We start from the raw sequence: 19,240 nt of genomic DNA, 5'->3' as shown, positions 1-19,240 counted from the left end.
CGGGCCCGAGACTGAACTCGGGCCCAGAATCAAGCAGACTTGCGATATTGCGGTGAGAGTTCGTCGGCGCGGTCCCACGGAGACCAGTCGACTTCGCGTCCATCGAGTTGGGCCGCAACAACTTCCAAGCCCGCGTGCCAGCCGGCGGCGTGGGCGTACGCGGACTCTTCGTCTTCCATCGTGTGGGTGAGGGTCAGCCAGCAACCGCCGGTGCCATCCGGTGCCAGTTCCCAATGCAGAGTATCTGCGTCCCAGAGGAATTCGAGAATTCGGTGCGGGTGGACGCTGATGACCGTCCCGCCCGTCACGTGATCTGCGGGCAGTCCGAATCGCTCGACTTGTTCCGGGGTCACCTTGAACAGCAGATCCGCGCCTGGAGTGAGATTGAAATCGACGTCCGCCGGGAACCAGGCGTCGAGGTACTCGCGTTCCGTTATCACTTTCCAGACCTTGTCCGGTGCGTGCGGAATTGCCAGTTGGAAGCTCAGTGACACCCGACCGTCATAGGTCAGGTTTATCTTGCCGTTGTCCATCGGTGCCTCCAATGCTTGGTGCCCGTGCGGTTGCCCCCATCGTGCCATCTAATTGCTTAGGATGGAATAACTGCAGGTCAGATCGTTACCTATTGATAGGTTATGTCGATTTGTCTCGTTTTGAGAGCGGCGTTCCGGATGCGTTTCGTGGCAGTGAGACAAACGCGCGGTACGCTGACCACGCACGACTGGCGCGGGTGGGAATTACCACCGGGGAGTGCACATCGCGAGGCATCGACCGCCTGGGTGCTTCACACATCTTGTGTGAAGGGGGATTCATGTCTACCGAAAATCTGTCTACCGAAAATCTGGCCAGCCAGAACGTGGCCGCTCGAATAATCGACGGACGCGCAATTGCCGATGCTGCGCTCGCGGACCTGTCAGTGCGCACGAGGCAGTTTCGTGATGAGACGGGGCAACGTTCCTTGCCTGGCCGCCGTCATCGTGGGAGCGGACCCGGCCTCGAAGGCGTATGTACAGATGAAGGCCAAACGGTCTGTCGTCGTCGGAATGACGTCGCGGACGGTCGAACTCCCGGTGAGTACAACCACCGAAGAACTAGTCGACGTGCTGAGAGCGTTGTCGGCGGACCCTTCGATCGACGGCATACTGCTGCAACACCCGGTGCCAGGCCACATCGACGAACGGGCTGCGTTCGATGCCATCTCGGCCGACAAAGACGTTGACGGCGTTACCTCGGCAGCGTTCGCGGCAATGGCGTTGACGGGTGGGGGATTCGAATCATGTACACCGAGTGGCATCCTGCGCCTGCTCGACGCCACAGGCGTCGAACTCTCCGGAAAGCATGCTGTCGTGGTCGGCCGAAGCCCGATACTCGGATTGCCGATGGGAATGCTCCTTCTGCGTCGAGGCGCAACGGTGACATACTGCCATTCGCGAACCGTCGACCTGGCCGCCCACGTCGCCTCGGCAGACATCGTCATCGCGGCCGTCGGTGTTCCGGAACTGATCAAAGGGGCGTGGATCAAGCCTGGGGCAGTGGTGATCGATGCGGGGTACAACGAGGGCAACGTCGGAGACGTGGAGTACGCCGCTGCGCTCCCACATGCCGGTGCGATCACACCAGTGCCGGGTGGCGTCGGCCCCATGACGGTTGCCGTCCTGCTGGAACAAACACTGGCAGCAGCAGTTCGAGCAGCGGAAGTTCGGGCATGCAGTGAGAGTTCGGGCATGCAGTGAGAATCATGACAGTCGTGTTGGACCGGACCCAGCAATCGCCTCGGATCGATTGTGAGACCTCGGTTTCGAGACGGAGTATTCATCCGCCCCTCGATAACCGAACTACCGCGTCGAGCACCGCTGCGCTGGAATGGCTGAGCTGAGCGCGCAATTGGGTATTCGACAGTCAGCTGTCTGCCGTGGGGATGTCGATCATCAACTGGGACGGTGAATCGGATGTCGATACGGTGTATGCCGGACGGATGTCGACCGTGCCGACAAACGACTGCAGGATCGCACTGTTCCTGGCCGCACTGTCTATGCGCGTGATGTTTTCGCCCTCGTGAGATACGGAGTTGAGCGACGAATCCGATTGGACTCCCATCAGGTCGACTTGAAGTATCGATCGACTTCCGACGTCCACGACTGTGCTGTCACCCGCTCGGATTGCTTCGCTGACATATTCGGTTTTCCAGAACACTGATCCATTTCCGTCGAATCGGTAGGTGATTCGGGTGAAACCATCGTGATCGGTCACGTCGATCTCGGTCACGTCGACGCGCGGATTCGGTGAAGGGATCTCCGTGTCGTTCGGGAACGGAGCAAGCGTGGAGATCTCGGTTGGTGGGGCATCGATCGGGGGAGTGCCGACCTGAAGGGTGCCTGTCTGTGTTGCAGCATCGAGGACGGTCTGGGTGGAAGATTCGCCGGCAGTGTCGGATTGGTCGTCAGTCTGACACCCGGGGAGCAGCGCGAAAACAGATATGGCTCCGAGCAGAGCAATCAGGCGACGACCGTTCATGGATCGAATCTAACTGCGGTCGATCTGGGGTACAGCCGAATGCCGAAACCTTGCGGTACGGCCAACTGCGGCAGGTGGTGCCCTCGGTGAGACTCGAACTCACACTGGACGGGTTTTGAATCCGTTTCCTCTGCCAATTGGGATACGAGGGCTTGTTGCGATGACTACATTAGAAGATGCGATTTCAATGTCAAACACCGGTACCCTCTAATCGTTCGCGTCTCGTGTCGGGGCGGTTCGATGGAGGAGGATGGTGGCCATGAATTCGCCGCAGCCGCAAGGCAATCAGCTCGCACCCCGTCGTGTTGTCGTCGCTGAAGACGAGGCGTTGATCCGCATGGATCTGGTCGAGATGCTCCGCGAAGAGGGCTACGACGTCGTCGGTGAGGCCGGTGACGGGCAGGTTGCGGTGGAGTTGGCCGAGTCGCTCAAGCCTGATCTGGTCATCATGGACGTGAAGATGCCCAGGAGAGACGGCATCGACGCCGCTTCGGAGATTGCCGCCAAGCGGATCGCTCCTGTTGTCATTCTCACAGCGTTCAGTCAGCGCGAGTTGGTCGAGCGCGCACGCGATGCCGGCGCCATGGCTTACTTGGTCAAGCCGTTCTCGATCAGTGACCTCGTTCCCGCTGTCGAATTGGCGGTCAGTCGTTTCCGCGAGGTGACGGCGCTCGAGCGTGAGGTCGCTGATCTTTCCGACCGGCTCGAAGCACGCAAGCTGATCGAGCGAGCCAAGAGTGTTCTGATGGTTCGCCAAGCGCTCACCGAACCTGAGGCGTTCAAGTGGATTCAGCGCGCCGCGATGGATCGGCGCTCCACGATGAAGGCGGTCGCACAGGTAGTACTGGAAACTCTGGGCGGTGAACCGGACGCTTGAGCAAAGTGTCCGGGTTATCCGGCTGCACTGAGTGGCTGCGTCGACCGTCGAAACGTCGCGCAGCGCTACAGCCGTGTAAACACTGTGCGCCTTCAGATAACAGTCAGGTCACAGGGCTTTCTTGAAGGATCGCGAAACGGTTCCAAGGTCTAGCGTCTGATCCCACAGCGAGCGCCAGTTCGGGTGGCGCGAGCACCGGCTGATCTTAGGAGCGTGGGATGGCTAGACGAACACTTGTGCGTACTGCTGCAGTTCTCGGCGCGGCATCACTGGCACTTGCAGGCTGTAGCTCGGACAAGTCGGATGACTCGTCTTCGAGTGGCTCTACGTCCGGCGCTTCCGCCGCGACGACATCCGTCACGACTGATTGCACCCCGGAGCAGGCCAAGGCCGGCGCCACCCCGTCCACGGAAGCGCTGCGTATCGGTACGCTTCTTCCCGATACAGGCAGCTTGTCGTTCCTCGGGCCGCCGATGGTCGCGGGCACCCAGCTGGGAGTCAACGACGTCAATGCTGCCGGAGGCGTTCTCGGCCAACCGGTCCAGCTGATTCCCGGCGATTCGGGTGACACCACAACGGACACCGCCAACACCACCGTCGACCGCGAATTGGCTGCAGGCACTCAGGTCATCGTCGGCGCCGCGTCGTCTTCGGTCTCGCTCAAGGTGATCGACAAGATCGCCAGCGCAGGCGTCGTGATGTTCTCGCCTGCCAACACCTCGGACCAATTCGTCTGCTACCCCGACAAGGGCATGTACTTCCGCACCGCTCCGACGGACGTACTGCAGGCTCAGGCCGTCGCACAGCTCATTTCGGACGACGGTGGTCAGCGCGTAGCGATCATGGCCCTCAACGACCCGTACGGGACGGGTCTGGCGGACAACATCGAAAAGAATCTGATCGATTCGGGCGTCCCCTCCGATCAGATCGAGAAGATCATCTACGACCCGAACGCGCAGTCGTTCAACTCCGAAGTCGATCAAGTCAAGAACTTCAATCCGGATGCAGTGGCATTGGTGGGCTTCGAGGAGTCGGCGAAGATCATCACGCGCATGCACGAAGTGGGCATCGGCCCGTCGGACGGAATGGCGATGTACGGCGTCGACGGCAACATGGGTAACGCGCTCGGCGAATCCGTGGCGAAGCCGTTGCTCGACACCATGCAGGGAACCACGCCCCTGACGGACGTCGGAGCTGCCTTCCAGGATCGTCTGAAGGCTGTGAACCCCTCTCTGATCGACTTCAACTACGCCGGAGAGTCGTACGACGCGGTGGTGATCTCAGCGCTCGCTGCCGAGCAGGCGAAGTCGACGGCCGGTACCGACATCGCAGCCAACATCAACAGCGTCACCGAAGGCGGCACCAAGTGCACGTCCTACGTCGAGTGCCTGCCGTTGGTGAAGGCGGGAACCGACATCGACTACGACGGCATCACCGGTGAGTTGGACTTCAACGATTCGGGAGAACCGTCCATCGGTTCGTACGGAAAGCTCAAGTTCGGCCCTGAGAACACGCTGACCACAGAAGGATTCGTGGTCGTGGGCAAGTAAGCAGCCAACGAGAATGGGCCAGGGTCGAGAGACCCTGGCCCATTCTCGTGTCTGTCCTACTTCTCTTTGCTTCCGGCGAGCGTTCCCAAGTACAACTCGATCACCTTGGGGTCGTTCATCAGATTGGCGCCGGTGTCGGTGTACGCGTTCTTACCCTGATCGAGTACGTAGCCGCGGTCGCAGATCTGAAGGCAGCGGCGCGCGTTCTGCTCGACCATGATGACCGAGACACCCGCAGCATTGATCTTCTTGCAGCGGATGAACACCTCGTCCTGGAACATGGGGGACAGGCCCGCGGACGGTTCGTCGAGCAGCAGCACCGACGGATCCATCATCAGGGCCCGGCCCATCGCGACCATCTGGCGTTCGCCGCCGGAGAGTGCGCCGGCCTTCACCTTTCGCCGTTCACTCAGAAGAGGGAACAGTTCACTCACGAAGGCGAATCGTTCCGCGAATGCCTTGGGACGCAGATAAATGCCCATTTCGAGGTTTTCTTCGATGGTCAGAGTCTGAAAGACGTTCTGTGTCTGAGGGACGTACCCGACTCCCTTCTGAACGAGGACGTGAGCGGGCGCAGACGTGATGTTGTCCTCGCGTAGGGTGACCGACCCTTCGCGTACCGGTATCAGTCCGAACAGTGATTTCAGGAGTGTCGATTTGCCTGCGCCGTTCGGTCCGATGATCCCGACGATTTCCCCTTCCTTCAGGAAGAAGTTGCATTCACGCAGGATGTTGACGCCGGGAATGTAGCCCGCGACGAGGCTGTCGGCGCGGAGCAGGGCACCTGCCGACAGTCGCTGATGCTCCTCGGCCGTCGCGGCGAACTCTGCAGGCGTGAGTGAACGTGCGTGGTTCTCGCTCATGGCTTCTCGTGCCTTCCGCGCGGTTCCTCGGGACTCGATTCCAGCGTCGCGGCGAGATCGGCCGGAAGGTTGTCGACGTCGGGTTCCGACAGGTCCCCGCCCGACTCGAGGGTTTCGACCTCGGCTTCAGCCAGGGCGGCGGCCAGAACGGCCGTCTCGCCCACCGGATTTCCGTTGTCGTCGAACTCGAGGGCCTGGTCATGGTGGCTGCCCAGATATGCGTCGACGACGGCTGTGTTGGACGAGAGTTCGTCCGGGGTGGATTCGGCGATGACGCTGCCCTGCGCCATGACCACCACCCAATCGCTGATATCTCGGATCACGTCCATGTCGTGCTCGACGAACACGACCGTCATTCCGTCGTCGCGCAATGATTTGATGTGTCCGAGCAGGCTTTGCGTCAGAGCAGGATTGACCCCCGCCATCGGTTCGTCGAGCATCACCACCGAGGGCGAGGTCATGAGTGCGCGAGCCATTTCGAGCAGTTTGCGCTGCCCACCGGAGAGCGAACCGGCGAGGTCGTCTGCCTTGGTGTCGAGTTTGAATCGTGCGAGGAGTTCGTTGGCGCGTTCGGTGATCTCGCGTTCCTGCCCTTTCCAGATCCACGGAACGAGGGATGCAAAAATGCGTTCACCATGTTGGCCGGTGGCGCCGAGACGTACGTTGTCCAGCACGGTGAGTTTGGAGAGCGCCTTGGTCAACTGGAACGTCCGTACCACTCCTTTCCTGGCTACCTGGTGGGGATACATGCGGCCCAGCGATTGACCGTCCATCGACCACGTACCGGTGTCCGGCCGGTCGAAACCGGTGAGGAGGTTGAAGAGCGTCGTTTTTCCGGCACCGTTCGGACCGATCAGACCTGTGATGCACCCTCGTTGAATCTCGAGGTGATCGACGTCGACGGCCTTGAGACCGCCGAACGTCCGCGAGACGTTGTCAGCGACCAACACCGGGTCGGGTTTCGCCGATCCGGGAAGGTGAGGAACGTCGGCAAAGATCTGTGCTCTGGTATCGGCGTCAAGCATTGAGTTGCACCTCCCGCTTGTTACCCAGTATTCCCTGCGGTCTGAAGACCATCAGGAGAGCAATCATCAATCCGAGTAGGACATACCTGGTGGCGCCGACTTGCTGTTCCGTGAGTGAAAGCAGCGGATTTTCGCCGGAGATCGCCTGACGCAGCAAGGCATCAGGGATGGCGAGGAGGAACCAGAACAACATTGCGCCGACCACCGGGCCGAATACCGTTGCCGCCCCGCCCAGAATCAGTGCGCCGAACGCGAAGAACGTCTGCGCGGTCGAGTAGAAGTCCGGGTTGATGGACTTGGTCTGCAAAGCGTTGAACACACCGGCCAGACCACCGATCACGCCGCCGAGAACCAGCGCCTGCATCTTGTACACGAAGACGTTCTTGCCCAACGATCGCGCTGCGTCCTCGTCTTCGCGTACCGCCTTGAGGACGCGCCCCCACGGACTGTGCGTCAACAGGTAGACAAATCCACACAAGATCAAGACCAGCGTCCACCCCACGACCATCGACCAGAGGTCGTCTCCGTAGAACTTCACGCCGAGAAACGAGTACTGCTTGGCCGAGTCGAAGGGGCTCAGTGCGGTGAACGGGTCTGCGAAACCGAACAGGCCATTGGTGGAACCGGTCACCGAATCCGACGCGGTCGAGCGGAAGATCAGACGCAGGATCTCCGAAGCAGCGATGGTCACGATGGCGAGATAGTCGGCGCGCAGACGCAGCGTCGGGATACCGAGCACGAGCGCGAGGAGCCCGGCTGCGGTAAGTCCGACGAGGATGCCGAGCCACAACGGCTGGTCGTAGGTCACGGTCATGATGCCGACCCCGTAGCCGCCGAGGAGGGCAAAACCGATCTGACCGAAGTTGAGCAGTCCGGCGTAGCCGAAGTGCAGGTTCAGCCCGATTGCCAGCAATGCGTAGAAGATTGCCGACGGCCCGATCAACTGGGCGAAGGAAACCTGGAAAGCTCCCATGATGTCCATGTTCGTCACCCGATCCTTTGTCTGGATCCGAGGATGCCCTGGGGGCGAACCACGAGGATCACGATCAAGACGAGAAGTCCGCCGATGTATTTGAGATCGGGGTTGATGATGAGCGTCGAGAGTTGGACCAGAAGTCCCACGATGACGCAGCCGAGTAGCGCCCCGTACGCGGTTCCCAGACCACCGAGGGTGATTCCGGCGAACATGAGCAGCAGCAGTTTGAAGCCCATTTCCCACTGGACGCGTCCGCCGAGTTCGGAGATACCGAACAGCACACCGCCGAGGGCGGCCAGTCCGCCGCCGAGACCCCAGACGAACATGATCACGCGCTCGACGTTGATACCGGACGAAGCGGCGAGGTCACGATTGTCGGAGACGGCACGCATGGCCTTTCCGATGCGAGTCTTCTGCAGAAGCAGTGCGACGCCGACCAGGACGACCAGACTGACGATCATGACTATCGCGTTGGCGTCGGTCAGTGCGATCGGACCCCAGTTCTTCTCGACCTGGCCCTGGTAGTCGTCGAACGGTTCGGCGCGGTCGGAGAAGAAGATCAGGATCAAGTAGCGCAATGAAATCGCGAGACCGATCGAGACCACCAATTGCGCGATCAACCCGGTCTTGCGCTTACGCAGTGGTTTCCAGACGATTCCGTTGGTCAGCAGGCCGATGCCGATGCCGACGAAGATCGCGAGGATGGTGGCGGGAATCAGCGGAACGCCGAAGGACGTGTTGATCACCCAGGCAGCAACGGCGCCCAACGTCACCAACTCGCCGTGAGCGAAGTTGGTCAGGCCAGTGGTGCCGTAGATCAGGCTCAAACCCACACCGGCGATCGCGATCACGAGGCCGAACCGCAGACCGTCGACCGTCGTGCGGATCAGCTTCTCGCCGAAGCTGACATTCGAGGCGGTACGTACCTCGCCGAACGAGAAGATCACGGTGTTCGCGCGGCCGGCCACCACCTCGCGTTCGACAGCGACTTGCACACTGACCCCGTCGGGAAGTGTGTCGGCAACGATCTCGAAGGTGTAGGTGCCCGGTGCCACGGCCAGTTCCCAACGGCCGTTCGATGCCGATTCTCCGGTGGCGACTTCCGTACCGGAAGAATCGAGCGCACGGACGGTGACGCCCTCGAGGCGTGTGCCGCCGTTGTTGAGATTGCCGCTGACGGGGACAGCGTTGTCGGGAACCGGTGCTGTCGGTGTTGCGGATGCTGTCGGGGTCGGCGGTGTAGGGGAAGTGGTCGGTTCCTGAGCCGAAGCAGTTCCGGCCAGGCTGAGTAATGCGAAGAACGTCAGTAATGCAAAGGCCAGTAGTCGGCTGAGTGTCGCGAGGGTCTGCCGTTTCACTACGGGTGGGGCCACGTACGTCCTCCGAGCGGGTCGGGAATAGCGCGTCTGGACAAAGGTGCCGCGCAGCACAGGGATTGTTTCGTTGCTGCGATTTCCGGACTCTAACGGCTCCGTTCGCTTCAGATGGGGTTCTGAGATTTCCGGGATGTTTCGGTTCCGTATCGAAGGCCGAAGGCTGCATCAATTGTCCGATTCTTGTGTCTGTTCCTGCGTAAACAACGGCGAAGGCGTCGATGTCGGTCGCGATCCCTAGACTGATGAACCGTGAGCCCCGCAACCACAACTCGGTCCAGCACGTCCACCGCTTCAGCCGGCACCACCGGCAAGGCGGACGATCGCCCTCTTCTGATGCTTCTCGACGGGCATTCGTTGGCATTTCGCGCCTTCTATGCGCTGCCTGCAGAGAACTTCAAGACACACAGTGGGCAGGCCACCAACGCGGTGTACGGCTTCACGTCGATGTTGATCAACCTTCTTCGTGACGAGCAGCCCACCCACTTGGCCGCGGCTTTCGACGTGTCGCGTCAGACGTTTCGCGCCGACCTGTTCCCCGAATACAAGGCGCAGCGCGCGAAGGCTCCGGACGAATTCAAGGGCCAGATCGACATCACCAAGGACGTTCTCGGCGCGCTGGGCATCCCGGTCATGGCCGAGGAAGGTTTCGAGGCCGACGACGTGATTGCCACGTTGACCACGCAGGCGGAGGCACTCGGATACCGGGTTCTCGTCGTGACCGGCGACCGCGACTCGCTGCAGCTGGTGACCGACAACGTCACTGTGCTCTACCCGAAGAAGGGTGTCTCGGAGCTCACCCGATTCACGCCGACGGCCGTCGAGGAGAAGTACAGCCTCACTCCGTCGCAGTATCCGGATTTTGCTGCCCTGCGCGGCGACCCGAGTGACAACCTCCCCGGTATCCCCGGCGTCGGCGAGAAAACCGCTACCAAGTGGATCCGTGAGTACGGTGACCTGCAGGGACTGGTAGACAACGTGGACAAGGTCCGCGGCAAGGTGGGCGACTCACTACGAGAGAACCTCGCAAACGTCCTGCTCAATCGTCAGCTCACCGAGATGGTTCGCGACGTTCCGTTGCCGTACACGCCCGAGCAGTTGGTGTTGGCCCCGTGGGACCGCGAGAAGATTCATGCGTTGTTCGACGATCTCGAGTTCAAGGTTCTCCGCGATCGACTGTTCGCGACCCTGTCGTCGTCCGAGCCCGAAGCAGAGGAAGGGTTCGAGGTCAGCGGCGACGCACTCGCCCCGGGTGGGGTTGCCGCGTGGCTCGACGCCCACGCGCGAACCGGTGAGCGTCACGGCGTCACGGTGCTTGGAACCAGAACTCCGTTTGCCGGCGACGTCACTGCACTTGCGATCGCGGCCTCCGACGGTGAATGTGCATACATCGCGGCGTCGACGGCAACACCGGAAGACGAAGCAGCTCTCGGTGATTGGCTCGCCGATGCATCGCAGCCGAAGGCGCTGCACGAAGCCAAGTGGGCGATCCATGCTCTGTGTGGGCGTGGTTGGACGCTCGGTGGACTGACCAGCGACACTGCTCTGGCCGCATATCTCGTCCGGCCGGGCCAGCGCAGCTTCAATCTCGACGACCTCTCGCTCCGCTACCTCAAGCGTGAACTGCGCGCCGAAACATCCGGCCAGGAACAGCTTTCACTGCTCGACGACACCGAACAGCTCGATGCCGAAGCAGCCGAGACCGCGATGCTCAGCGCTCAGGCCGTTCTCGACTTGGCAGCTGCACTGGACACCGAGTTGGAGTCGATCGAGTCCAAGTCGCTCCTCTCCGACATGGAACTGCCGTTGACGATCGAGCTCGCTCAGATCGAGGCCACCGGCATCGCCGTCGACAGCGCGCATCTGCACGATCTTCAGAGCCGTTTCGCCTCCCAGGTCGCCGACGCCGCAAACTCCGCGTACGAGGTGATCGACAAGCAGATCAACCTGGGTTCGCCGAAGCAGCTGCAGGTGGTCTTGTTCGAAGAACTCGACATGCCCAAGACGAAGAAGACGAAGACGGGCTACACCACCGACGCCGAGGCGTTGCAGGGTCTGTTCGACAAGACAGGACACCCGTTCCTCGAACACCTTCTCGCGCACCGTGATGCGACGCGTATGAAGGTGACCGTCGACGGTCTTCTCAAGGCCGTGGCCGAAGACGGACGCATTCACACGACGTTCAACCAGACGGTCGCCGCGACCGGACGTCTGTCGTCGACCGATCCGAACTTGCAGAACATCCCGGTGCGAAACGACGCGGGGCGCGAGATTCGCGACGGATTCGTAGTCGGGCAGGGGTTCGACGTTCTGCTCACTGCCGACTACAGCCAGATCGAAATGCGCATCATGGCGCACGTGTCAGGCGACGAGGGGCTGATCGAGGCATTCAACACCGGTGAGGACCTGCACAGCTTTGTCGGCTCGCGCGCATTCGGTGTACCGATCGAAGAGGTAACTCCTGAACTGCGTCGCCGGGTCAAGGCGATGTCCTACGGTCTGGCCTACGGGCTCAGTGCCTACGGATTGGCGTCGCAGTTGAAGATTTCGACCGAAGAAGCGAAGCAGCAGATGGATGCGTACTTCGCTCGTTTCGGCGGCGTGCGGGATTACCTCCACGCGGTGGTCGAGCAGGCACGTAAGGACGGCTACACCTCGACGCTCTACGGTCGTCGTCGCTACCTGCCGGACCTCAACAGCGACAACCGTCAGCGTCGTGAGGTGGCAGAACGGGCTGCCCTGAATGCGCCGATCCAGGGCACCGCAGCCGACATCATCAAGGTCGCGATGATCAATGTTCAGAAGGCTCTCGCCGACGCCGGATTGAAGTCGCGCATGCTGCTGCAGGTGCACGACGAATTGGTGCTCGAAGTGGTCGCCTCCGAGTTGGAGGAAGTCACCGCACTGGTCAAGGACAAGATGGCCACAGCCATCGAGTTGTCGGTACCCCTGGACGTTTCGGTGGGAACCGGTCGAAGCTGGGACAGCGCGGCTCACTGAGTCGGCGCCAAGGCAGCCTGGCTACGAAACGCCAAGGCAGCCTGGCTACGAAAAGAGCGCGCTCCGAATCGAATTCGATTCGGAGCGCGCTCGCTTTCGCTATTCAGCTGAAGCGGTTTGCTCTGCGATCTGCTTGCGGACCTCGTCCATGTCGAGTGCCTTGACCTGAGTGACGAGCTCTTCGAGCTGAGCAGCGGGAAGAGCGCCGGCCTGGTTGAACACGAGTACGCCTTCGCGGAAGGCCATGATCGTGGGGATGGAGCGGATGTTCGCGGCCGCTGCGATTCCCTGCTCGGCCTCGGTGTCGACCTTGGCGTGAACGACGTCGGCGTGCTTCTCCGAAGACGCTTCGAACGTCGGTGCGAACTGGCGGCACGGGCCGCACCAGGAGGCCCAGAAGTCCACGAGGACGACGTCGCTGCCGTTGATCGTTTCGTCGAAGTTCTGCTGGGTGAGTGTCTGGGTGGCCACAGGGGTCCTTTCCATTGTGCGGGCTGTTGGTGTGTGCAACGCCCCGGAACCGCTGATTCTTCCCTGAGCCGATTTCAGCTTGCGTTCTCGGTCGCCCGAAACGTCCGGCGGTAGGCCTGGGGCGTGGTGCAGCGAAGCCGGATGAAGTGCTGGCGAAGCACGGCGCCGCCGCCGAAACCGACGCGTTCCGCGATGACATCGACGGAGAGGTCCGAATTCTCCAGGAGTTGCTGGGCGGCCAGTACTCGCTGATCGCTGAGCCAGCGGGCGGGAGTTGTTCCCGTTTCCGCTTGGAAACGGCGGGCAAATGTGCGAGCGGACATGTTCGCTCGGGCCGCGACCATTCCGACAGTGAGGTCGAGGGCGAGATTCTCCGTCATCCAGTCGAGGAGTGGGGCAAGGGTTGCACTCGGCGTCGAGGTGAGGGGAGTGGCGACGTACTGGGCCTGCCCACCGTCACGGTGGGGTGGCACCACCATCCTTCTCGCGATGCCGTTGGCGACACGAGAACCCTGTTCCTTTCGCACGATGTGCAGGCACAGATCGATTCCTGCCGCGGTGCCTGCGCTGGTGAACACCGGATCTTCGTCCACGTACAACACGTCCGGATCGACCTTGGCTTCCGGATACGTCTGGGCAAGCCTCTCTGCGTGCCGCCAATGCGTCGTGCATCGCCTTCCGTCCAGTAGTCCAGCTGCGCCGAGGACAAACGCTCCGGTGCACAGGCTCGCCACCTTGGCGCCCCGGGCTACGGCCTCGTTGAGTTTGACCAGCAGGGGATCGACACTCGAGTCGGGACTCGGTGAGCACATGTACGCGTCGCCGGCGTCGTAAGTTCCGCCGGCGGAAACGACGATGAGGTCGGCGTCGTCGAGAGAATCGAGGTTGTACGGAACATCGATGTTGTAACCGAACCGCGTTCGGATCGGGCCCGGAACTGCGGCTATCAGAGAGAAGTCGTAGGTGGGGAGGCCGTCGTCGGATCGGTCGAAGCCGAAGACTTCACATGCCACGCCGAGTTCGAACGCCTCGGTCATCGGCATCAGTGGGACCACCACTTTCGCGAGCATCTTTCGAGTGTGACAGAAAAATGGGAAAGTGGCAGAAAATCGTCCAAGTCTGGCTTTTCTGCCACTACTGCCACGTGGGACATTCCGTCAGGCTGAACACATGGCAATCATCGTCGTCAGCCTCCTGGTCCTACTGGTCCTGAACGTACTAGCTCTTGCCGGCCGAACGCCCGACACTCGTCACGACGTCAGTCCGCACGGAGACTTCACCCTTTGAGGGCAAGTCTGGCCTTTCAATACACCGCAGCTGCGGTGGTGTGGGGAGCCAGTTTCCTCTTCATGAAGATCGGGCTCGAAGGTCTGTCCTTCACGCAGGTAGTTCTGTGGCGCTTGGTCTTCGGTGCGCTCGCGCTGGTTCTCGTGTCAGCGGTCAGCCGGATCGGCCTACCGAGGGAATTTCGTGTCTGGAAGCACCTGGCTTTTCTCGCAGCGACGCAATGCATCGTGCCGTGGCTGCTGTTCAGTTGGGCGGAGCAAAACATGTCCTCGGGACTCGCGAGCATCTACAACGCCACCACGCCACTGATGACTATGGCTGTCTCCCTTGCCTTTCTGCCGGGGGAGACGCTGACGCGATACAAGTCGCTGGGGTTGCTTCTCGGATTCGGTGGGGTGCTGATCGTGTTGGCGCCGTGGAATCTCGGCGTTGGCGGAAGTGTGAGTGCTCAGGTCGCTTGCCTAGGAGCGACTGCGTCGTACGGGATTTCGTTTGTCTACCTCAGGCGTTTCGTGCTTCCTCTCGGCGTCGACACTCGTACGGTCGCGCTTGTGCAGATCAGTATCGGTGCTTTCGTGATGGTTCTGGCCTCTCCGGTCGTCGCAAACACGCCGATGCACCTCACGCCGGCAGTCGTCCTGTCGATGATCGCTCTAGGCGCACTGGGGACCGGGCTCGCATTCATCTGGAACACCAACGTCGTTCAGGGGTGGGGGCCGACTGCGGCGTCCACCGTCACTTATCTCAGTCCAGTGGTGGGCGTCGCTCTCGGCGCAGTAGTCTTGGACGAAAGCGTTGGCTGGAATCAGCCGGTTGGTGCGCTGGCGGTGATCGCGGGAATCCTGGTGACCCGACGTGCAACCCGCTCTTTCACACCGGCGGTGTCAGTAACCATTCCGTCTTCTGTTCGCCGTCCCAGCGCCTGATCCCGCCGCTGCGCCCTTGAATCACGTCGGTGCCCAGCAGGGCGATGGCTTCACCCAGACGTGCAGGTTCGACGCGTCGGGCGAGCGTCACATGAGGCGTCCACGCGCCGGGCTCGACGTGGGCGGGAAGTGCCGTCGAGCCAACTGTTGACTCGGCTATTTCTCGGTGCAGGTGAAGGAGTGCACGCGAAGGAACAACCGAGCGCGCCAAGACCATCTGCTTGCCGCCGAACACGACGTAGCCACCCAGCCGGACCTCGAAGTCCGGGGCCGAGAAGCGCCGCACCAACAGTTCGTCGATCTCCGCGGGGATCTCACGGGCGACGAACAGCGTGATGTGCGGACGGTTGGACGGGCTGTGATGAGAGGCCTGACTCGGTAATCCGGCGTCGGCGAGTAGCTGCCATTGTGCTCGCACTGCCGACTCACTCACCGGATCGAGGAGCAATTCCACCGACTGGACCATGGTGAGCAATGATTGCCTGATGACAGGTGCGAGCGCAATCGGTACTCCGGCCATGCGGCTGGGACTCATGCACGGCGACGGAATTGGCCACGAAATCGTCCCGGCGACACGGCAGATCGTGGATGCGGCGCTGTCATCGGTTCATGCTCCGCCCGTCGAGTGGGTAGAGCTTCCGCTCGGGAGTACGGCCATCGACACTCACGGCACGCCAATTCCCGACGAAACCATCGATGGGTTGGGGCAGCTGCAAGGCTGGATCCTCGGACCCCATGACAGCGCGTCGTATCCCGAGAGTTTTCGCGGACAACTCACCCCCGGCGGCGTCATCCGGAAAAAGTTCGAGTTGTTCGCGAACATCCGACCGGCAGCAGCATTCCCCGGCGTCAAGGCGATGGTCCCCGACATGGATCTGGTGATCGTCCGCGAGAACACCGAGGGGTTGTACGCGGATCGGAACATGGCAGTCGGCAGCGGCGAATTCATGCCGACGCCAGACATCGCCCTGGCCGTCGGTGTGTTCACCCGCGCTGCATGCGAACGGATCGCACGCACTGCCTTCGCGTTGGCGTCGCGTCGGCGCAATCACGTCACGATCGTCCACAAGGCCAACGTCCTGACACTGACCACCGGCCTCTTCCGCGACGCCTGCCGAACCGTCGCCGCGGAGTACCCCCACGTAGTCGTCGACGACGAGCACGTCGACGCGATGGCGGCGCACCTCGTTCGACGCGGCGGAGACTTCGACGTCGTGGTGACCGAAAACATGTTCGGCGACATTTTGTCGGATCTGGCGGGCGAGCTGTCCGGTTCACTCGGAACCGCGCCGTCGATCAACGCTGCCGAGACGCAGGTCATGGCTCAGGCTGCGCACGGTGCAGCACCCGACATTGCCGGGAAGAACCGGGCGAACCCGACGGCACTGTTCCTCTCGAGTGCGATGATGCTCGACTGGCTCGGTGATGCGCGCGGAGATCGGTTGTTGTCTGCGGCGGCACGCCGCATTTCAGACGCGGTTCGTACGACCATCGCGTCGGGTATCGCGACCGCCGACCTCGGCGGTTTGGCATCGACCAGCGAATTTTCCGAAGTCGTGTACGCACACACTCTGCGTCGCTGATTCTTGTACGACAGGCCGGAATCTTGCGAAGTCGGCGACGGTGGAACTCCTGCCGTAACCTACCGTTCGACTGAATTTCGGATGGACGTTGCAAGTGCGGCGATCGACGAGTGGAGAGCAGAGTCGTGGTCGATGAAAACGCACGGGCACCAAGGCCACGTGGCGTGGGTTATGGCTCGAGCAGTGGCGGGCGTATCCGCACCAACGTGGTGCGAGTCTTGTTGGTGGGCTTGATCGTCGCACTGTGCGGCGGGTGTGTGACCAACAACGAGGGCCTCGTTCCGGAGGGGCCGCCACTTGACATCCAGAAGGTGCCCGAGATCGCCGCCCTGTTGCCCCCGAACGTCAGGGAGTCGGGCAAGCTGCAGGTAGGGGTCAACATTCCTTACGCACCAAACGAATTCAAAGATGAGAATGGCAAAATCGTCGGCTTCGACGTCGACATCATGAACGCAGTGGCGACTGTGCTCGGGGTCGAAGCTGTCTATAACCAGGCCGACTTCGACAAGATCATCCCCGCTATCCAGTCGGGAAGCTACGACCTCGGCATGTCTTCGTTCACCGACTCCAAGGAGCGGGAGAAGTCGGTCGACTTCGTCACGTACTACAGCGCAGGTATCCAGTGGGCTCAGCGGCCGGACAATCCCGTGGACCCGAACAATGCGTGTGGGTTGCGAGTGGCGGTACAGACCACAACTACCGAGGACATCGACGAAGTACCCGCCAAGAGCGAGGCATGCGTTGCTGCGGGCAAGCCGCCCATCGAGAAGATCAAGTACGACAGTCAGGACGATGCGGCCAATGCTCTCATCCTGGGTCGAGTCGACGCGTTGTCCGCTGATTCGCCAGTGACCGGCTACGCGATCAAACGGAGTAAGGGGCGGATGGAAGCTGCCGGTGAGCCCTTTGATTCGGCGCCGTACGGCTGGCCGATCGTGAAGGGTTCCGCCCTTGGTCCCGCCCTGCAGCAGGCAATGCAGTACCTGATCGACAACGGTGTCTATCAACAGATCGCGCAGACCTGGAGTGTCGAGGCCGGCGTCATCGAAGTATCCAAGATCAACGGCGCGGAAAGCTGATGAACATGACAACAACTGAGACTGGCGATCCGGCGCCGATCAAGGCGATCCCACTGCGCAGACCGGGCCGATGGGTCGCAGCAGTCGTGGTGGTGGTCCTGGTGGGGCTCTTTATCTACGGTTCGGCGACCAATGAACAGTTCGGCTGGGCGACTTACCGCCAGTACCTCTTCGACGCTCGAATTTCGAAGGCCGCCTGGGTCACCATTCAACTGACAATTCTGTCGATGGCAGCCGCGATCGTTCTGGGCATCGTCCTCGCGGTAATGCGGCTGTCGCCGAACCCGGTGCTGAAGTCCGCTGCCTGGGTGTATTTGTGGGTCTTCCGCGGCACGCCCGTTTACGTCCAGCTCGTCTTCTGGGGTCTCTTCCCCTCCATATACAAGAGCATCGATCTCGGCGTTCCGTTCGTCCATCAGTTCGTGCATTTCGACATGCAAGATCTCCAGGCGGCGTTTCTCTTCGCAGTCATCGGACTCGCATTGAACGAGGCGGCGTACATGGCCGAAATCGTCCGTGCAGGTATCGCCTCGGTCAACGAAGGTCAGACCGAAGCGTCAGTGGCTTTGGGAATGACGTGGGGCCAGACGATGCGGCGAACGGTCCTTCCCCAGGCGATGCGGGTGATCATCCCACCGACCGGCAATGAATTGATCAGCTTGCTCAAGACGACTTCGCTGGTGACCGCAGTGCCGTTGAGTACCGAACTCTACGGACGAGCGAGAGACATATCCGGTGCAAATTTCGAGCCGATCCCACTCTTGATGGTCGCGGTTACGTGGTACCTCGCAATGACCAGTGTTCTCATGGTCGGCCAGTACTACGTCGAACGCCACTATTCGAAAGGGTCGACGAGGACGCTTACCACTCGCCAGCTTCAGGCACTCGCCGACGCACAGGGCAAAGAAACGGTAGTGGAGACACTCCCGGATATTCCAGGAGGAGAACGCAGATGACACCGATGGTCAAGGCAGACCGGGTCTGTAAGAACTTCGGCGCGCTCGAGGTTCTCAAAGGGGTCTCACTCGAAATCGATCCCGGCCAAGTTCTGTGCCTCGTCGGGCCGTCCGGGTCGGGCAAGTCGACGTTCTTGCGCTGCATCAATCACCTCGAGCAGGTCAACGCCGGCCGACTGTACGTCGACGGCGACCTGGTGGGCTACTCGGAGAAGAACGGCAAACTGTACGAACTCCACCCGCGAGCAGCGGCCAAACAACGCCGCGACATCGGGATGGTGTTTCAGCACTTCAACCTGTTCCCGCACCGCACCGCTCTCGAGAACATCATCGAAGCGCCGACGCAGGTGAAGCGCGTCAGTAAGAAGAAGGCTGTCGAACGAGCGAAGGACCTCCTCGATCAGGTCGGGTTGAGCGCCAAAGCCAACGCCTACCCGGCCCAGTTGTCGGGTGGTCAGCAGCAAAGAGTTGCCATCGCCCGCGCTCTCGCGATGGACCCGAAGCTCATGCTGTTCGACGAGCCGACATCCGCGCTCGACCCCGAACTCGTCGGTGAAGTTCTCACTGTGATGAAGCAATTGGCCAAAGAAGGCATGACGATGGTGGTCGTCACCCACGAGATGGGTTTCGCCCGCGAGGTCGCAGATCAGTTGGTGTTCATGGACGGGGGAGTTGTGGTCGAGGCAGGCGAGCCCAGGGAACTCCTGGCCAATCCGCAGCACGATCGGACCAAGGCGTTCCTGTCGAAGCTGCTGTAGCC

At 61.3% G+C, this 19,240-nt stretch carries 18 protein-coding genes, 1 tRNA gene and 1 riboswitch; of the genes, 9 read left to right on the top strand and 10 right to left on the bottom strand.

Going from position 1 to position 19,240, the window contains the following annotated elements; translation table 11 throughout:
* Positions 1–29 precede the first annotated feature (29 nt).
* Positions 30–533 carry an SRPBCC domain-containing protein gene (locus tag QM596_RS29205; RefSeq protein ID WP_113684196.1) on the bottom strand — a complete coding sequence of 168 codons (504 nt, stop codon included), beginning with the start codon at positions 531–533 and terminating at the stop codon, positions 30–32.
* Positions 534–707: 174 nt separating this feature from the next.
* A riboswitch (ZMP/ZTP riboswitch) is annotated at positions 708–788 on the top strand.
* A gap of 150 nt (positions 789–938) precedes the next feature.
* Here QM596_RS29205 and QM596_RS29200 point away from each other — a divergent pair.
* Positions 939–1,733 (top strand): bifunctional 5,10-methylenetetrahydrofolate dehydrogenase/5,10-methenyltetrahydrofolate cyclohydrolase, encoded by a 795-nt coding sequence (locus QM596_RS29200; RefSeq protein ID WP_283310576.1) that lies wholly within the window; start codon positions 939–941, stop codon positions 1,731–1,733.
* Between the two features lie 166 nt (positions 1,734–1,899).
* On the opposite strand, the gene QM596_RS29195 is transcribed toward QM596_RS29200, so the two are convergent.
* Both QM596_RS29195 and QM596_RS29190 read right to left on the bottom strand, forming a co-directional pair.
* Positions 1,900–2,514: an AMIN-like domain-containing (lipo)protein gene (locus tag QM596_RS29195; RefSeq protein ID WP_283310575.1), complete on the bottom strand. Its 615-nt coding sequence runs from the start codon at positions 2,512–2,514 to the stop codon at positions 1,900–1,902.
* Between the two features lie 75 nt (positions 2,515–2,589).
* Positions 2,590–2,666: transfer RNA gene (locus tag QM596_RS29190), tRNA-Leu, on the bottom strand.
* 107 nt (positions 2,667–2,773) lie between these two features.
* On the opposite strand from QM596_RS29190, the gene QM596_RS29185 reads away from it, so the two are divergent.
* Both QM596_RS29185 and QM596_RS29180 read left to right on the top strand, forming a co-directional pair.
* On the top strand, positions 2,774–3,391 hold the full coding sequence (locus tag QM596_RS29185) for an ANTAR domain-containing response regulator (RefSeq protein ID WP_003944029.1): 618 nt from the start codon (positions 2,774–2,776) through the stop codon (positions 3,389–3,391).
* Between the two features lie 218 nt (positions 3,392–3,609).
* Positions 3,610–4,941, top strand: a complete 1,332-nt coding sequence (locus QM596_RS29180; RefSeq protein ID WP_003944031.1) for an ABC transporter substrate-binding protein — start codon at positions 3,610–3,612, stop codon at positions 4,939–4,941.
* Between the two features lie 56 nt (positions 4,942–4,997).
* Here the strand turns inward: QM596_RS29180 and QM596_RS29175 are convergent, their stop codons facing one another.
* Genes QM596_RS29175 through QM596_RS29160 form a run of 4 tightly spaced genes read right to left on the bottom strand, consistent with a single transcriptional unit; the run spans position 4,998 to position 9,127 of the window.
* Positions 4,998–5,804: an ABC transporter ATP-binding protein gene (locus QM596_RS29175; protein ID WP_007728720.1), complete on the bottom strand. Its 807-nt coding sequence runs from the start codon at positions 5,802–5,804 to the stop codon at positions 4,998–5,000.
* Positions 5,801–6,829: an ABC transporter ATP-binding protein gene (locus tag QM596_RS29170; protein WP_283310574.1), complete on the bottom strand. Its 1,029-nt coding sequence runs from the start codon at positions 6,827–6,829 to the stop codon at positions 5,801–5,803. The genes QM596_RS29175 and QM596_RS29170 overlap by 4 nt, the downstream gene beginning before the upstream one ends.
* Complete coding sequence (locus QM596_RS29165; RefSeq protein WP_003944088.1) at positions 6,822–7,811, bottom strand: branched-chain amino acid ABC transporter permease; 990 nt, start codon at positions 7,809–7,811, stop codon at positions 6,822–6,824. Before QM596_RS29165 ends, QM596_RS29170 begins: the two co-directional genes overlap by 8 nt.
* Before the next feature lie 5 nt (positions 7,812–7,816).
* Positions 7,817–9,127, bottom strand: coding sequence for a branched-chain amino acid ABC transporter permease (locus tag QM596_RS29160; protein WP_283310583.1), 1,311 nt, complete (start codon positions 9,125–9,127; stop codon positions 7,817–7,819).
* A gap of 303 nt (positions 9,128–9,430) precedes the next feature.
* On the opposite strand from QM596_RS29160, the gene polA reads away from it, so the two are divergent.
* Positions 9,431–12,178, top strand: a complete 2,748-nt coding sequence (gene polA / locus QM596_RS29155) for a DNA polymerase I (protein ID WP_283310573.1) — start codon at positions 9,431–9,433, stop codon at positions 12,176–12,178.
* A gap of 99 nt (positions 12,179–12,277) precedes the next feature.
* Here the strand turns inward: polA and trxA are convergent, their stop codons facing one another.
* The gene (gene trxA, locus QM596_RS29150) at positions 12,278–12,649 is read right to left on the bottom strand and encodes a thioredoxin (protein WP_003944106.1); all 372 of its coding nucleotides are present in this window, start codon (positions 12,647–12,649) and stop codon (positions 12,278–12,280) included.
* A 74-nt stretch (positions 12,650–12,723) separates the two neighbouring features.
* Positions 12,724–13,719 carry a helix-turn-helix domain-containing protein gene (locus QM596_RS29145; protein WP_020969741.1) on the bottom strand — a complete coding sequence of 332 codons (996 nt, stop codon included), beginning with the start codon at positions 13,717–13,719 and terminating at the stop codon, positions 12,724–12,726.
* Between the two features lie 213 nt (positions 13,720–13,932).
* On the opposite strand from QM596_RS29145, the gene QM596_RS29140 reads away from it, so the two are divergent.
* Positions 13,933–14,862 (top strand): DMT family transporter, encoded by a 930-nt coding sequence (locus QM596_RS29140; protein ID WP_279219078.1) that lies wholly within the window; start codon positions 13,933–13,935, stop codon positions 14,860–14,862.
* Here the strand turns inward: QM596_RS29140 and QM596_RS29135 are convergent.
* Positions 14,807–15,382 (bottom strand): 2'-5' RNA ligase family protein, encoded by a 576-nt coding sequence (locus QM596_RS29135; protein ID WP_223257901.1) that lies wholly within the window; start codon positions 15,380–15,382, stop codon positions 14,807–14,809. The genes QM596_RS29140 and QM596_RS29135 overlap by 56 nt on opposite strands.
* On the opposite strand from QM596_RS29135, the gene QM596_RS29130 reads away from it, so the two are divergent.
* From QM596_RS29130 to QM596_RS29115, 4 genes are all read left to right on the top strand, one after another.
* Positions 15,348–16,445: an isocitrate/isopropylmalate dehydrogenase family protein gene (locus QM596_RS29130; protein WP_283310572.1), complete on the top strand. Its 1,098-nt coding sequence runs from the start codon at positions 15,348–15,350 to the stop codon at positions 16,443–16,445. The genes QM596_RS29135 and QM596_RS29130 overlap by 35 nt on opposite strands.
* 206 nt (positions 16,446–16,651) lie before the next feature.
* On the top strand, positions 16,652–17,524 hold the full coding sequence (locus QM596_RS29125; protein WP_060939346.1) for an ABC transporter substrate-binding protein: 873 nt from the start codon (positions 16,652–16,654) through the stop codon (positions 17,522–17,524).
* Positions 17,524–18,480: an amino acid ABC transporter permease gene (locus QM596_RS29120; protein WP_003944035.1), complete on the top strand. Its 957-nt coding sequence runs from the start codon at positions 17,524–17,526 to the stop codon at positions 18,478–18,480. Before QM596_RS29125 ends, QM596_RS29120 begins: the two co-directional genes overlap by 1 nt.
* Positions 18,477–19,238, top strand: a complete 762-nt coding sequence (locus tag QM596_RS29115) for an amino acid ABC transporter ATP-binding protein (RefSeq protein WP_003944053.1) — start codon at positions 18,477–18,479, stop codon at positions 19,236–19,238. Before QM596_RS29120 ends, QM596_RS29115 begins: the two co-directional genes overlap by 4 nt.
* Positions 19,239–19,240 lie beyond the last annotated feature (2 nt).

The sequence above is a fragment of the Rhodococcus sp. IEGM 1406 genome (assembly GCF_030056745.1).
GTDB classification, from domain to species: domain Bacteria; phylum Actinomycetota; class Actinomycetes; order Mycobacteriales; family Mycobacteriaceae; genus Rhodococcus_F; species Rhodococcus_F erythropolis.
Note: the sequence above shows the minus strand (reverse complement) of the source record. Positions and strands in the feature narration are given on the sequence as shown.